This is a genomic window from Micromonospora sp. D75 (assembly GCF_018070405.1).
GTDB classification, from domain to species: domain Bacteria; phylum Actinomycetota; class Actinomycetes; order Mycobacteriales; family Micromonosporaceae; genus Micromonospora; species Micromonospora chalcea.
The window spans coordinates 1-13,691 of record NZ_JAGPXV010000088.1; the positions used below are offsets into that span (position 1 = coordinate 1).

Annotated in this window: 15 protein-coding genes; 7 read left to right on the forward strand and 8 right to left on the reverse strand. The window is 71.7% G+C overall.

Annotated elements, in window-relative coordinates:
- Positions 1 to 94 precede the first annotated feature (94 nt).
- Positions 95 to 583, reverse strand: coding sequence for a GNAT family N-acetyltransferase (locus tag KBX39_RS08255; RefSeq protein ID WP_113974112.1), 489 nt, complete (start codon positions 581 to 583; stop codon positions 95 to 97).
- 108 nt (positions 584 to 691) lie between these two features.
- Between KBX39_RS08255 and KBX39_RS08260 the strand changes: the two genes are divergently transcribed.
- The 3 genes from KBX39_RS08260 to KBX39_RS08270 all read left to right on the forward strand — a co-directional run bounded on the left by KBX39_RS08260 (position 692) and on the right by KBX39_RS08270 (position 3,508).
- Positions 692 to 2,233 carry a glycosyltransferase family 39 protein gene (locus KBX39_RS08260; RefSeq protein WP_210869842.1) on the forward strand — a complete coding sequence of 514 codons (1,542 nt, stop codon included), beginning with the start codon at positions 692 to 694 and terminating at the stop codon, positions 2,231 to 2,233.
- Positions 2,234 to 2,246: 13 nt separating this feature from the next.
- On the forward strand, positions 2,247 to 3,065 hold the full coding sequence (locus KBX39_RS08265) for a TIGR04222 domain-containing membrane protein (RefSeq protein WP_210869844.1): 819 nt from the start codon (positions 2,247 to 2,249) through the stop codon (positions 3,063 to 3,065).
- Between the two features lie 134 nt (positions 3,066 to 3,199).
- Entirely contained in the window at positions 3,200 to 3,508 is a 309-nt protein-coding gene (locus KBX39_RS08270) for a hypothetical protein (RefSeq protein ID WP_013286318.1), read from the forward strand.
- A gap of 66 nt (positions 3,509 to 3,574) precedes the next feature.
- Here the strand turns inward: KBX39_RS08270 and KBX39_RS08275 are convergent, their stop codons facing one another.
- Both KBX39_RS08275 and KBX39_RS08280 read right to left on the reverse strand, forming a co-directional pair.
- Entirely contained in the window at positions 3,575 to 5,143 is a 1,569-nt protein-coding gene (locus KBX39_RS08275; RefSeq protein WP_210869846.1) for an MDR family MFS transporter, read from the reverse strand.
- A gap of 68 nt (positions 5,144 to 5,211) precedes the next feature.
- Positions 5,212 to 5,820 (reverse strand): TetR family transcriptional regulator, encoded by a 609-nt coding sequence (locus KBX39_RS08280; protein ID WP_210869848.1) that lies wholly within the window; start codon positions 5,818 to 5,820, stop codon positions 5,212 to 5,214.
- A gap of 327 nt (positions 5,821 to 6,147) precedes the next feature.
- Between KBX39_RS08280 and KBX39_RS08285 the strand changes: the two genes are divergently transcribed.
- Positions 6,148 to 6,684, forward strand: coding sequence for a DUF1062 domain-containing protein (locus KBX39_RS08285; RefSeq protein ID WP_312246825.1), 537 nt, complete (start codon positions 6,148 to 6,150; stop codon positions 6,682 to 6,684).
- 50 nt (positions 6,685 to 6,734) lie between these two features.
- On the opposite strand, the gene KBX39_RS08290 is transcribed toward KBX39_RS08285, so the two are convergent.
- Positions 6,735 to 7,937 (reverse strand): macrolide family glycosyltransferase, encoded by a 1,203-nt coding sequence (locus tag KBX39_RS08290; protein WP_210869850.1) that lies wholly within the window; start codon positions 7,935 to 7,937, stop codon positions 6,735 to 6,737.
- Positions 7,938 to 8,049: 112 nt separating this feature from the next.
- Between KBX39_RS08290 and KBX39_RS08295 the strand changes: the two genes are divergently transcribed.
- Positions 8,050 to 8,643, forward strand: a complete 594-nt coding sequence (locus KBX39_RS08295; RefSeq protein ID WP_210869851.1) for a TetR/AcrR family transcriptional regulator — start codon at positions 8,050 to 8,052, stop codon at positions 8,641 to 8,643.
- Positions 8,644 to 8,658: 15 nt separating this feature from the next.
- Here KBX39_RS08295 and KBX39_RS08300 read toward each other — a convergent pair whose 3' ends face one another.
- Positions 8,659 to 9,120, reverse strand: a complete 462-nt coding sequence (locus KBX39_RS08300; RefSeq protein WP_166457452.1) for a tetratricopeptide repeat protein — start codon at positions 9,118 to 9,120, stop codon at positions 8,659 to 8,661.
- 221 nt (positions 9,121 to 9,341) lie between these two features.
- On the opposite strand from KBX39_RS08300, the gene KBX39_RS08305 reads away from it, so the two are divergent.
- Positions 9,342 to 10,064, forward strand: coding sequence for a hypothetical protein (locus tag KBX39_RS08305; RefSeq protein ID WP_223201062.1), 723 nt, complete (start codon positions 9,342 to 9,344; stop codon positions 10,062 to 10,064).
- A 4-nt stretch (positions 10,065 to 10,068) separates the two neighbouring features.
- Here KBX39_RS08305 and KBX39_RS08310 read toward each other — a convergent pair whose 3' ends face one another.
- The 3 genes from KBX39_RS08310 to KBX39_RS08320 form a co-directional block, all read right to left on the reverse strand.
- Positions 10,069 to 10,929, reverse strand: a complete 861-nt coding sequence (locus KBX39_RS08310; protein ID WP_069089668.1) for an MBL fold metallo-hydrolase — start codon at positions 10,927 to 10,929, stop codon at positions 10,069 to 10,071.
- Positions 10,930 to 10,983: 54 nt separating this feature from the next.
- Complete coding sequence (locus KBX39_RS08315; RefSeq protein WP_124778865.1) at positions 10,984 to 11,475, reverse strand: hypothetical protein; 492 nt, start codon at positions 11,473 to 11,475, stop codon at positions 10,984 to 10,986.
- A gap of 229 nt (positions 11,476 to 11,704) precedes the next feature.
- A complete protein-coding gene (locus tag KBX39_RS08320; protein WP_210869852.1) occupies positions 11,705 to 12,637 on the reverse strand; it encodes a TerC family protein in 933 nt (310 codons plus the stop codon).
- Between the two features lie 226 nt (positions 12,638 to 12,863).
- Between KBX39_RS08320 and KBX39_RS08325 the strand changes: the two genes are divergently transcribed.
- The gene (locus tag KBX39_RS08325; protein ID WP_210869854.1) at positions 12,864 to 13,637 is read left to right on the forward strand and encodes a class I SAM-dependent methyltransferase; all 774 of its coding nucleotides are present in this window, start codon (positions 12,864 to 12,866) and stop codon (positions 13,635 to 13,637) included.
- Positions 13,638 to 13,691: the final 54 nt, after the last annotated feature.

The window sequence follows — 13,691 nt, forward strand, 5'->3', positions numbered from 1 at the left end:
GTGGGCGCGCGCCCGGGCGTGGGCTTGAGCGGTCTGGGCGGGCAGCCTGTCAGCACCCCCCCCGGGCCGCCCCGGCGTTTTCCGGCCGCCGATGTCACAGCCGCCGGTGCATGACGTGCAGCCCGACCCGGCCCAGCGTCGGGTGGGCGAACGACTCCGGCACGGTGCCGATCACCGTGAAGCCCAGCCGCCGGTACAGCTCCACCGCCGCCGTGTTGGTCTCCACCACGGCGTTGAACTGCATCGCGGCGAAGCCCTGCCGCCGCGCCCAGTCCAACGCGTCCTCGCACAGCGCACGGCCCACGCCCCGGCCGCGCGCGTGCGCCGCCACCATGAAGCTCGCGGTCGCCACGTGCGACCCCGGCCCGGGCCGGTTCGGGCCCATCTTCGCGGTGCCGCGCACCGCGCCGTCGTGGTCCACCGCGACCGAGGTACGCCCCGGCGGCCGCTCCACCCACACCTCGCGCGCCGTCTCCGGCGACCATTCCGGGTCGTACGCGAACGTGTCGGCGGCGGTCACGACGTCGGCGAAGATCGGCCAGACCTGGTCCCAGTCGGCGTCGGCGTAGTCACGAATCCTCATCGCCGGGCACGCTAACCGTCGCCCCGGCCGTCCGGCCACCGGTTTCCGTCCACCCGGCCGAGGGTCACGGGGCATCGACGGCCCACCGGTGCGGTCCATCATGGGCAGGTGGCCGAATCAGTCGCCGACGTCGATCGGAGCCAGGCCGCCGCGCCCGGTGGCCCGCCGCCCGCCGGTCCGCGTACCGCAGCGCCCATGGTGGTGGGCGCGGTCCTCACCGTCGTGCTGCTGTCGCTCGCCGGCCGCTACGGCTACCACCGCGACGAGCTGTACTTCCTGCTGTGCGGCCGGCACCTCGACTGGGGCTACGTCGACCAGGGGCCGCTCGTGCCGGCGCTGGCCCGGCTGGCCGACACGATCGCGCCGGGCAACCTGGTCGCGCTGCGTACCCCGTCGGCGTTCATCGGCGGCACGGCGGTCGTGCTGGTCGCCGCCATCGCCCGGCAGTTCGGCGCCGACCGCCTCACCCAGACGGCCGCGGCGGTGCTCGCCGCCGCCTCGGGCATCGTGCTGGCCGGCGGCCACCTGCTCAGCACCACGAGCGTCGACCTGCTGGTGTGGCTGGCCGCGGCGCTGTGCGTGGTGCGGATGCTGCGCACCGGCGACAGCCGGTGGGCGCTCGGCGCCGGGCTCGCGCTCGGCGTCGGCCTGCTCAACAAGCCGCTGCCCGCCCTGCTCGGCGTCGGCCTGGTCGCCGGTCTGCTGATCGCCGGGCCGCGCCGGCTGCTGCGCGACCGGTGGGTGCTCGCCGGCACGGGCGTCGCCGTGCTGCTCGCCGTGCCGAACGCGGCGTGGCAGGCCGCGCACGGCTTCCCGCAGCTCGACGTCGCCGCGTCGATCGCCGACGGCGACAGCTCCTACAGCGGCCGCATCGACGCGGTGGTGCTCCAGTTCCTGATCATCAGCCCGTTCGCGGTTCCGGTGTGGGTGGCCGGGCTGGCCGCGCTGCTGCGCCGGCCGTCCTGGGCGGCGTACCGGTCGCTTGCCTGGGCGTGGCTGGTGGTGGTCACGATCGTGGTGGTGGCCGGCGGCAAGGGCTACTACGACGCGCCGCTGCTGCTGGTGCTCACCGCTGCCGGTGTGGTGCCGGCCGTCGCGTGGGCGCGGCGGGGCACGCCCCGGGTCCGGCAGGCGCTGCTGGTCACCGCCGCCGTGCTGATGGCCGCGAGCAGCGCGGTGCTGCTGCTGCCCACGCTGCCCGCCGACCGGCTGCCCGGGTTCGTGGTCGCGGCGAACTACGACGCGGGCGAGACCATCGGCTGGCCCGAGTTCGCCGACTCGGTCGCCGCCGTGCACCGCGCCCTGCCCCCGCCCGAGCGGGACCGGGCGGTGGTGCTGACCGGCAACTACGGCGAGGCCGGCGCGCTGGCTCGGTACGGGCCGCAGCGGGGACTGCCCCGCGCGTACTCGGGGCACAACAGCATGGCCACGTTCGGCCGGCCGCCCGACGACGCCGACGTGGTGATCGTCGTCGGCTGGTCCCGCCCGGACCGGTTGCGCGCCTGGTTCACCGAGGTCACCGAGGCCGGCCGGGTCGACCAGCGGGTCGACGTCGACAACGACGAGAACGGCGAGCCGATCTTCGTCGCCCGAGGGCTGCGCCGCCCGTGGTCGCGGATCTGGGACTCCGAGGTACGGCACGGCTCCTGACATACTTGCCGCCATGCTCTGGGGAGTCAGCGGGTCGATCTTCCTCCTCGACTACCTCGGCGCGGTCGCCGTGGCCGTCGCGATCGCGATCGCGGTACGCGAACTGACCGGCCGCCGTACCCGGGGCGCGACGCCCGACCGGGTCGAGCTGGCGTACCTGACCGATCGGGCGCTGCTGGCCTGCCAGCTCGGGGTGGCCGCGCTGCGCCGCGCCGGTGGCGTCGAGATCGGCGAGCTGGCCACCCTGCACGCGCAGGGGCGTCCCCCGGCCGGTTCGCCCGCGCTGGTGCGCGCCCTGTACAGCGCGCTGCGCCGCCCGCAGACCTGGGCCGCGGTGCTCGCCGACCCGGAGGTGGGCCGGGCGCTGCGCCGTATGGTCGGGCGGCTGGTCCGCGACGGCTGGCTGCTCACCCGCGCGCAGCGACGGCGGATCGCGCTGGGCACGGTGCCGCTGTTCGCGGTCGCCGTGGTCGGGCTGACCCGGCTCGTGGACAGCGCCGTCGAGGGGCGCTCCGCCGGTGGTCCCGCCTCGGTCGCCGGGCTGCTGCTCTGCTGCCTGGCCACCGCGCTCGGCGGCTGGTGGCTGACCGAGGTGCCGGAGACCGGGTCCGCCGCTCGGCGCCTGCTGCGGCGGCTGCGCCGCGAGCACGCCGACCTCGACCCCGAGCGCCGCCCGGTCTGGCAGGGCCGCGACACCGACACGCTGCTCACCGGAATGGCGCTGTTCGGCCCCCGCCCCCTGCTGGCCGTGGACCCGGCGTTCGCCGTCCAGGTGGGGATCGACCCGGACCGGGACCGCCCGCGCCCCGCCCGCAAACCCGCCCGCCGCTGACCGAACCTCCCATTTCGCGTCGATCATGAGGTTGACGGTGTTCGGCGCCCGGTTTGTCCGGTACAACTTCATGATCGACCCGGCGGTGGCAGGCCCGCCGGTTTCCTTGTCTTGAGGGGCGGGAAGGCTCGGGCATGGCCGAGACATTCGTGAGCGAAGACCTGAAGACACTGCAGGCGATTGCGCGCGGGGCCGGGATACAGGAGGTCGACCGCCTGTCGCCGGACCAACTGGTCGAGGCGCTGCGCCGCGCCGGGGTGACCGACGGTACGCAGGACCAGTGGCCGCCCCAGCCGATCGAGGACCCGGCTCACCTGGCCGGGCTGCCCCGCAGTTCGCTGAAGCAGGGCGACGAGAGCACCGGCGGCCGGGCCGCCGAGGAGTCGATCGGCGCGATGCCCGGCGAGTCCGGCACCGAGATCAACGACCGTACGGAACGCTGACCGGTATCGCACAAGGGGCCGCCCCCGGTGACTCCCGGGGGCGGCCCCACGCTCGACCGTGCGGGATCAGTGCATCCCGGCGGCCGCCGCCTCCTCACGGACCCGGCGCTCGTCACCGCTGAGCGTGTTCAGCGGCTTCTCCTTGATGAACAGCACGACGACCAGGGCGAGCAGCGCGAACGGCGCGCCGATGAGGAACATCTCCGACGTGGCGGTGCCGTAGACCTCCTGCACGATCCGCAGCACCGGCTCCGGCAGGGCCGACAGGTCCGGCACCTCGGCCGATCCGCCGCCGGTGGCCAGCGGCCCGAGCTTCTCGGTGGTCAGCGACGTGACCCGGTTGGCCAGGACCGCGCCGAGCGCGCTGACCCCGACCGCGCCGCCCATGCTGCGGAAGAACGTCAGCACCGAGGTCGCCGCGCCCAGCTCGGCGGCCGGCACGTCGTTCTGCGCGGCCAGCACCAGGTTCTGCAGCAGCATGCCGACGCCGACGCCCAGCACCGCCATGTACACCGAGAGCATCGGCACGCTCGTGTTCGCGTCGATGGTGCTCAGCAGCAGCATGCCAACCGTCATCACCGCGGCGCCGGCGACCAGGAACATCTTCCACCGGCCGTACTTGGTGATCAGCTGGCCGGCCACGGTCGAGGAGACCAGCAGGCCGAGGACCATCGGCAGGCTCATCAGGCCGGCCACCGTCGGCGACTTGCCGAGCGAGGTCTGGAAGTACTGCGACAGGAACACCGTGCCGCCGAACATCGCCACGCCCACCAGGATGCTCGCGATCGTGGTGAGGCTGACGGTGCGGTTGCGGAAGATGCCGAGCGGGATGATCGGCTCCTCGGTACGGGCCTCCACGAACACGGCGAGCGCGAGCAGCGCCAGCCCGCCGCCGACCAGCAGCGCGGTCCAGCCCGAGGCCCAGTCGAACTTGTTCCCGGCCAGCGACGACCAGATCAGCAGCGTGGACACACCCGAGGTGATCAGCAGGGCGCCGAGCCAGTCGATGCGGACCCTGCGGCGGACCACCGGAAGGTGCAGCGTCTTCTGCAGCAGCGCGATGGACAGCAGGCTGAACGGCACACCGATCAGGAAGCACCAGCGCCAGCCGAGCCAGGACGTGTCGACCAGGACGCCGCCGATCAGCGGGCCGGCGATGGTGCCGACACCGAAGACCGCGCCGAAGATGCCGGCGTACCGGCCCAGCTCACGCGGCGGGATCATGGCCGCCATGACGATCGTGGCGAGCGCGGTCATGCCGCCCGCGCCGATGCCCTGGATGACCCGGCTGAGCAGCAGCACCTCGACGTTCGGGGTGAATCCGGCGACCAGCGAGCCGACCACGAAAAGGCCGAGGGACAACTGGATCAGCAGCTTCTTGCTGTAGAGGTCGGCCATCTTGCCCCACAGCGGGACCGTCGCGGTCATCGCCAGCAGCTCGCTGGTGACGATCCAGGTGTAGACGGTCTGGCTGCCGTTGAGGTCGGCGATGATCCGGGGCAGCGCGTTCGCCACCACCGTCGAGGCGAGGATCGCCACGAACATGCCGACCATCAGGCCGGACAACGCCTGGAGAACCTCCCGGCGTGACATCCGCGTACCCGTCTCGGCGGGTGGAACAGTGGCGGTGGTCATCGAACTCCTTGTCGGTGTGCACGTGCGAGCGGCCGCGCGACGGCGGCGGCCGGTACGGATGGGAGGGGTCAGGACGGATCGGGCAGGCCGGCGGCGACGGCGGCGAACGCCTCGGCGGTCAGCTCGCGCAGCGTCGTCGTGTCGGGTCGCTCGACCCACTGCATGAGGGCCGTGCGGAAGACCGCGCCGGCGACAGCGGTGACGAGCGTCGGGTGGCCGTGGCACGGGTCGAGGCCCAGCCGGGCGGCCACCGCCGCGACGATCACCTGTTCGGTCTCGGCGTTGCCGCTGATCAGACGCGGAAGAAGCGACGGGTTTGCCGCGATGACCCGCAGCCGCAGCAGCCACACCTCCCGGTCGGCCTCGACGGCTTCGACGACGTCGCCGAAGGCCAGCCGCAGCGCGTCGAACGCGGACATCTCCGGCGGCGCGGCGACGATGTGGGCGGCAAGCACCTCGCGGTCGGTCGGCTGGTCGCCGAGCAGCGCCTCGTCCTTGCTGGGGAAGTAGTTGAAGAAGGTGCGGGCCGACACGTCGGCGGCCTCGCTGATCTCCTCCACCGTCACCTGGTCCAGGCCGCGCTCGGCGACCAGGCGCAGCGCGGCGGCGCTGAGGGCGGCGCGGGTCTGCCGCTTCTTGCGGTCGCGCAGGCCGGGGCGGCTCTGGTCGGTGGTCACGCCACGACCCTACGAGCGATCTTGCAGGGACTGCAAACTTTTAGTCAGTGAAGTGATGCGTGACGCAGCGGTGCCGGAAAACGGGTTGAGAGCGGTTCCGGACGTCCCGTACGTTTCCCGCACTCCTGTCGCAGCGAAGAAGGACGATTCCGCGTGACCCCTCCTGCTCTCTAGAACCTGACACGTTCCCACGCCTGTAGCCGTCGCCTGCGCGACGGCTCCCCGGGCTGCCCTCGCGCGCCCGGCCACAGCGTCCGAGGCCGCGCGTAATCGGCCTCGCGTCAGGTCTTCAGAGATCAGGTCTCCATGTCATCCCAACCTCATATCGTGCTGCCCTGGGTCGTACGCCGGACCCGCCTTCCGCTGCTGTCGCTGCGCTGCGTCATCTGCCGGGCGGAGTCGGCCACCGCCGCCCGGGGCCGGTTCCGGGTCAACGCCAACGGCAAACTGCTGGACGTCTGGCTGCTGGTGCACTGCGTGTCCTGCGGCCGGACCAGCAAGCTCACCGTCCGCGAGCGGGCGACTGTCAGCTCGTTCGATCCCACCGATCTGCACGGCCACCAACTCAACGATCCCGACCTGGTGGCGGCCACACTGCTGGACCCGGCGTTCGCCCGGCGCTGCCGATTCACCCTCGACTGGACCGGAGCGTGGCGCCTGGACGCGCCGGTCGTACCGCTCGACGGGTGGCCGGTGCAGGTGAACGTCACGTTCGACGACCCGGTGCCGGTGCGCCCGGACCGGCTCATCGCCCACCGGTTTGGCCTCACCCGGTCCGCCGTGCTGCGCCGGGTCAAGTGCGACATCCCGCTGAACCGTCCGACGAGCACCGCATTCACCTTCACGGTGCTGGCGGAGGACTGACCGGGCGTGGGGGGGGGGGGGCGCGGCGGCCCCCCCCCCCCCCCCACGCCTCACCCGCCGCTCGCGGCGCCGCCCCGTACCGCGGCCAGTTCGGCCTCGATCAGGTCGGCGGCCCGGTCGGCACCACCGGCGGCGCGGGCCTGCCGCTTCAGCTCGGCGCTGCGGGCCACCACGGCCGGGTCCGAGGTGAGGGCGAGCAACGTCTCGCGCAGCTCCGCGGCGGTGACGTCGCCCGAGTCGACGACCCGGGCGACGCCGAGCGTGGCCAGCTGCTCGGCGTTCGCGAACTGGTCGGCCGCCTGCGGTACGGCGATCATCGGCGTCCCGCAGTAGAGACCTTCGCTGCTGCCGCCCATGCCGGCGTGGGTGACGAAGGCATCCGCCTGCTCCAGTACGGCCAGCTGCGGCACCCACCGGTGGACCTCGACGCTGTCCGGGACGGGACCGAGTTCGGCCGGGTCGACGTGCTCGCCGATCTGCAGGACGGTGTGCCAGCCGGGCAGGTCGCCGAACGCGGCGACGCAGCGGCGGTAGAACTCGGGCTGCCGGGTGAAGGCGGAGCCGAGCGAGACGAGCAGCACCTTCCCGGCGTGCTCCGGTCGTACCCAGGAACCCTGCTCGGCGCGGTCGCCCAGCACCGGGCCGACGAAGCTGTAGACCGACCGGTCCACGCGGTCGGCGTTCGGCTGGAGCGCCTCCGGCGGCAGGACGAGGCTGCGGACCGGCCGCCCCTGGAACGCCATGCTGTCGGTGACCGACGAACTCTGCGCGGTCAGCCATGCGGTGAACCGCCGGTAGTAGTCGGCGCCGCGCGGATCGGCCCGCATCGCCTCCACGGCGGATGCCATCTCCTGCTCGTAGCCGTCCCAGGCCACGAACGTCGAGGACAGTTGAACGGCCGGAATCCCCCACTGTTCGCCGAGCAGCCGGGCCGGCGCGCCCGCGATGTCGTAGAGGAACAGGTCCGGCCGGTCGTCGGTGTAGGCGGCCCGCAGCTGCGGCAGCATGGCGATCGCGTCGTCGAGGAAGAGCGTGAGCTGCGCGATCGGGTCGTCGATGCCGGCGCCGCCGTCGGCGGGCAGCGTCGAGGCGTACGGCTTCAGCTCCGCGCCGGTGGACCGGATGACCTCGGCGAAGGCGGGGTCGTTGGCGTACGTGACCCGGTGGCCGCGCCGCACCAGGGTACGGATGATCTCCAAGCTCGGGTTGACGTGGCCGTGGAACGGGATGCTGACCATGGCGATGTGCGGCAAGTGTTCTCCTGATCTCTGCTGAGACGAGACGTCCCGTCTCGCTTGCCCAGCAGAGCACGGCACGACCACCTCCGTCAAGACGATACGTCTCGTCTCGCGGTAGGCTGCCGGTGTGACTCCGCAGCCCACCCGCCGCAATGAGCAGTCCCGTCGCGCGATCCTCGCCGCCGCCCTGGAGCTGCTGACCGAGACCGGCTATTCGGCCCTGACCGTCGAGGCGATCGCCGCCCGCGCCGGGGTCGGCAAGCAGACCATCTACCGCTGGTGGCGCGGCAAGGGCGCGGTCATCCTGGACGCGCTCGCCGACGACATGCCGGAGGTGATCGCGCTGCCCGACACCGGCGACCTGCGGGCTGACCTGCGTGAGGTTCTCCGGGCCACAGTCGCCGAGTTCGCCGATCCCCGGCTGTCCGCCACCACGCGTGCCATCACCATCGAGACGCTCGCCGATGAGGACCTGGCCGCCCAGGCGCGCGACCGGCTGCTCCGCCCTCAGTTGAACGCGGTCCGCGCCCGGCTGGAGGCCGCCCGCGAGGCCGGCCAGGTACGCCCCGACACGGCGCTTGACCTGGTGGTGGAGCTGCTGTTCGGTCCGCTGTACCACCGCTGGCTGCTGCGCAACGGCCCGCTGACCGACGACTACGCCGACGGGATCGTCGACCTGGTCGTCACCGCGGTCACCCCGTCGACGAACGCTGGCCGCTAGCCATTCGTCTGCGGTCTATCCGGCGGACAGTTCCTGCGACAGCCGGTCCAGTCCGCCTCGTATCAGCTTCCCGTAGCCGTCGTCGCCGAGCGCCCCGATCCCGTCCCGGGCCCGCCGGAGATGGTCCCGCGCCTGGTCGAGTTCACCGAGCTTGCGGTGGCACTCCGCCAGGTTCAGATGCAGCGACGGGTACAGCCCGGCGACTGACATCGGCACCCCGGCCTGCGCGACCCGCTCGTCGGTGAGCAGGTCGGCCGCCGCGAGCGCCCGCCGGTCCCAGACAAGCTCCTGACGTGCGTCGTCCTGCACGTCGGCCATCGCGTGGGCGAGGACGCAGACGTGCAGTGGATCACCCTGTTCCCCGCCGATCTCGTCCCAGATCCGGGCGAACAGGTCGCGGGCGTCCTCGCGTCGGCCGTGCTGGTGGTGCATCTGTACGCCGTCGTTGATCCGGGTCAGCGTCGCGTCGAACACCATCGCCTGCTCCCTGGATCGGTTGCGGTGGCGTGATCGTACGCCGACAGCGGCCCTCTGAACCCGCCCGCACATAACTGTCATTATGGTGTAGCGCCGATTCGTCCTATTTGACCGGCCAGGTAGGTTGATTACTGTTACCGGTAATCCGATAATCGTCGCGGCACCGAAAGTGTTCGGCGAGCCGAACACCGTCGGCTCCCGGCCTGCTCGACAATCCACGGGTGACGACGACATCCCCCGCGCGCCAGATGGCCGGCTCACCTCCCGCACTGCACTACTACGTGCTGTACGACGCCGCCGGCGCGCCGGAAGGACTGCTGGCCGAGGAGTTCCTGCTCGCGCCGGACTACTCCTCCGCCGGACTGGTGAGCGGTGGTTGGATCCGGTCCGAGGGGCGTTGGCACGAGGCGTCGGCCACCAGCCGGCGGCTACGTGCGGACGCCGGGTTACGCGAGCGGGTGACGCCCGTCGACCGCGACGCGGCGGCGGCGCTCTATCGAGATCTCTGCGGCGCGGACCTGCCGGACGAGGACACGCTGCGGGAGTGCTTCGGCGCCCCTCCGGCTCAGCCGCCCTCCCCTTTGCGGCTGGGCGACTCCGGACCCCGGCCGGGGTTCCGTGAGACGCGCGTCTACCGGATCCTGTTCGCCGGCGAGCTGAGCCCGGACGATCTCACGGCACTCAGCGAGGCGTGGCAGATGCCGATCACCGGCGACCCGGCGGATCCCGGCACGCGTGTCCTGGGATCGGCGCGCCGACAGGTCCGCGGCGACGCCTTCCGCTGGGATCTGCGCCGCGTCGCCGCGGGTGCCGCCTGGGGACTGGACGTGACCTGCGACCTTCTCGGCGACCGCGATGAGGCCGTCGGTGTGCTGCTGCACGGTCTGACGACTCGGATGCGCGAGCAGGGGATGCTTCCCGTCACCGTCGACCGGTTCCGCTGACGCCCTACCTCGCGAACGGCCTGGTCACCTCGAAGGGCTCGGGGAACCGTACGGGGATCCGGGCCTCCTCGCTCCTGCGGTCGAGGAACGCCTTCGTCGCGGCGAACCTGTCGAAGACGGGCGGCAGCGGGCGGAGCCTGCGGTCCAGCGACACGAAGAAGTTGTCCCAGTGGATCGGCACGATGAGGCCGGGCCGCGTCGCTTCCACCACGTGCCGCCAGTAGTCGTCCTGGAACCGCCGCGGCTGAACACCCAGAGCGCCTGTGGCGAGGTAGAGGACGTCGACGTCGAGCCCGTCGAACTTGCCGGGTACGAAGTTGGCGCTCGGATGGATCAGCAGCGAGCCGCCGGGATGGGTGATGAAGAAGGAGAAGCACCCGCCGTCGCGGTAGCTGCTCGCCCTGACCGGTGGGACGAGCGGTTCGTCGATCGTGCCCCGGAACCTGTTGCCGGGGCTGTGGACGGCGGCGAGCACACGCACGGTGAACGCGCCGACCGTGTGCTCGCCGCCGTCCGCGATGCGCGTCATCGACTCCTCGGCGAGGCCCGCGCCGCGCCCCACGTTCAGGGTCGACTCGGAACCGAAGAGCCTGCCCCCGAGATGCTTGACTATCTCGGGGGCGTCCATGACGTGGTCGTAGTGGGAGTGGGCGACGAAGAGCGCGTCGAGACGGGTCACCCCGGCCCGGGCGAGAGCGCCGGTGATCCGCCCGAGGTCGGGTGCGACGCGACCGAACGCGACACGGAGCAGCGAGGGCCTGCTCAGGAAGCCGTCGATCAGGATGCCGGACGCCCCGTCGGACAGCCAGACGGTCGTGGTGCCGAAGAACACGGCTTCGACAGACGTCCCGCCGCCCGAGCCCATGCGCAAATGGTAGTGCGCTGGGGCGGTGTCAAAGTCAGTAGTGCTGGGCGCACCTCACTCGCTGGTCGACAGCGCCTCCAGCCACGGGTCGTCTCGCCCGGTGGAAAGGTGCTGGACGTACCCAGGACCGAGGATGAGGTGGTCGATGAACCCGGCAACGTCGTCGGCCAGCTTGGCGAAACTGGCAAGGTCGCTGTCGGTGTACCAGACGATGTTCAGGTCGGAGAACCACCACACCTCGCCGGTTGCACGCTCAACGAAGACGGGATTCTGCAGGACGTCCGCGACCACGCACCAGCGCGTAGCACCGCCCGGCAGGTCGTCGGCCATCCACGGTGTATGGCGCACTGATGCTGCCGACCACAGCCGCATGTCGCCGGTGCTTCCACAGTCGGCCCCGTCGGCGAGGCGGAGGAACTCGGCGTAACCGGGGGCGATGTCGCCGAGCGGCTCGTCCAGAGGGACCGGCGGTGGCAGCTCCAGCGGCCCGTACGGCGGTGCAAGCCGTGCCAGAGCCGCAGCGATTCGACGGACGGAGTCGATCAAGCGCATCCCTCACTTACTGGTCACCGGTCCGGTAGGCGTCGGCAGCGGCTGTCACGTCGGGGCCGCCGCCCGTCGGACTTCTGCGCCACTGCATGACAGCTCAGACGGCGATGGTGCCTGAGCTGGAGTGACCGCTCGGCGTGTCGGAGATCGAAATGTGGCGAGGTCTCCGATGGATGGTTCAACCTCGGCGCCGACAACGAATGGCTGTGACCGACTTCGACACACCCTAATGGCCGTCCGGAACGGCGCCGCGGGTGCTGCGCAGGCTCCACAGGATCGACACCGCGATCGTCACCACGATCACGCCGAGGGTGACCGGGATGGGCAGCTTGCCGACCGGCGTCTCCGACAGGATCAACTTCACGCCGGCGAAGGCGAGCAGGACGGCCAGGCCGTAGTGCAGGTGCACGAAGCGGCGCAGCAGCCCGGCGAGGCAGAAGTAGAGGCTGCGCAGGCCGAGGATGGCGAAGGCGTTGGCGGTCCAGACGATGAACGTGCTGGTGGTGATGGCCAGGATCGCGGCGACGCTGTCGATCGCGAAGATCAGATCGGTGGTCTCCACCGCGATCAGGACCACGAACAGCAGCGTCGCGACCCGCTTGCCGTCGATCCGGGCGAAGAACCTGTCACCGTGGAATGCGGGTTCGGTCGGAACGACCCGGCGGACCAGCCGGACGACGGGGTTGCGGTCCGGCGGGGTCTGCTCGTCGTGGCGGAACGCCATCTTGTAGCCGGTGTAGACGAGGAACGCGCCGAACACGTACGCGGTCCAGAAGAACGTCTCCAGCAGCTCGGCGCCGACGAAGATGAAGACCAGCCGGAACACCAGGGCGCCGATGACACCCCAGAACAGCACCTTGTGCTGGAACGCGGCGGGCACGGCGAAGTAGCTGAAGATCAGCGCGAAGACGAAGACGTTGTCGATCGACAGCGCCTTCTCGATCAGGTAGCCGGCGTAGTAGGTGCCTGCCACGTCACCGCCCTGCCAGACCCACAGGACGACGCCGAAGAGCAGACCGGCGGCGATCCAGATGCCGGACCAGACCGCTGCCTCACGAAATCCGATGACGTGGTTGTCGCGGTGCAGGAACAGGTCGACGGCGAGCATCGCCGCGATCGCCAGCATGAGTACGGCCCAGATCCACAGGGACACGGACATACCGAAGGGAGACCTCTCGCCCCGGGCCGGCGGGGTGCCGGCGCTGCTGGACGAAGGTCTCCCCGGGCCACTGACAGCGGTGGCTGCACCGCCGGGATCCGGATGGGCCGGGCCCGTACTGACGGCGATGCGTGGATCCTCGGGTACTCCCCCTCGAACTACGATCCATTATTCACGAAGTATGCTTCGCACGTCAAGGAGCCCGGCCCGTCGATAGGGTGACCCGATGGAAGACGCACGACGTAGGCACTCCTCGTCGTTCGGCGCGGCGGCCATCGCGTACGCCGAACACCGGCCCGACTACGCGCGGGCCGCGCTGCGGTGGGCGCTCGAACCCGCACCCGGCGCGCGGGTGCTCGACCTCGGCGCGGGCACCGGCAAGCTCACCGCCACGCTGGCCGAGGTGAGCGACGACGTGACGGCCGTCGAGCCGGACCCGGCGATGCTCGCCGAACTCCGCCGCACCCTGCCTGGCGTACGGGCGCTGTCCGGCAGCGCCGAGGCGATCCCGCTGCCGGACGCCTCCGTCGACGCCGTGGTCGCCGGCAACGCCATGCACTGGTTCGACATGGCAGTGGCCGGGCCGGAGATCGCCCGCGTTCTCTCCCCCGGCGGTGTCCTGGCCGGACTGTGGAACGTCGTGGACGACCGGGTCGACTGGGTCGCCGGGCTCGCGGCGGTCAGCGGAAGCGCCGCCATCGGCCCCCGGGATACGCCCGCGAGCTGGCGCGACGCCACGACCGGCATGCACCTGCCGAAGACCGGCGGGGCCCGGTTCGGCTCGCCCGAGCAGGCGGAGTTCCCGCACGGGCAGCGCCGGACCGCCGACTCGCTCGTGGCGACGCTCGCCACCCGGGCCGGGATGCTGGTCATGCCGGAGCGGGAGCGCGCGGAGACGCTCGACCGTATCCGCGCGTACCTGGCGAGCCGGACGGAGACCGCCGACGGCGAGTTCACGCTGCCGATGCTCACCTGTGTGCTGCGCGTGCGGCGATTGTGAACGGCGCGGACCTCCGCGCCGCCGCCGCGGCGACGACCGCCGTGCTGCGGCCCG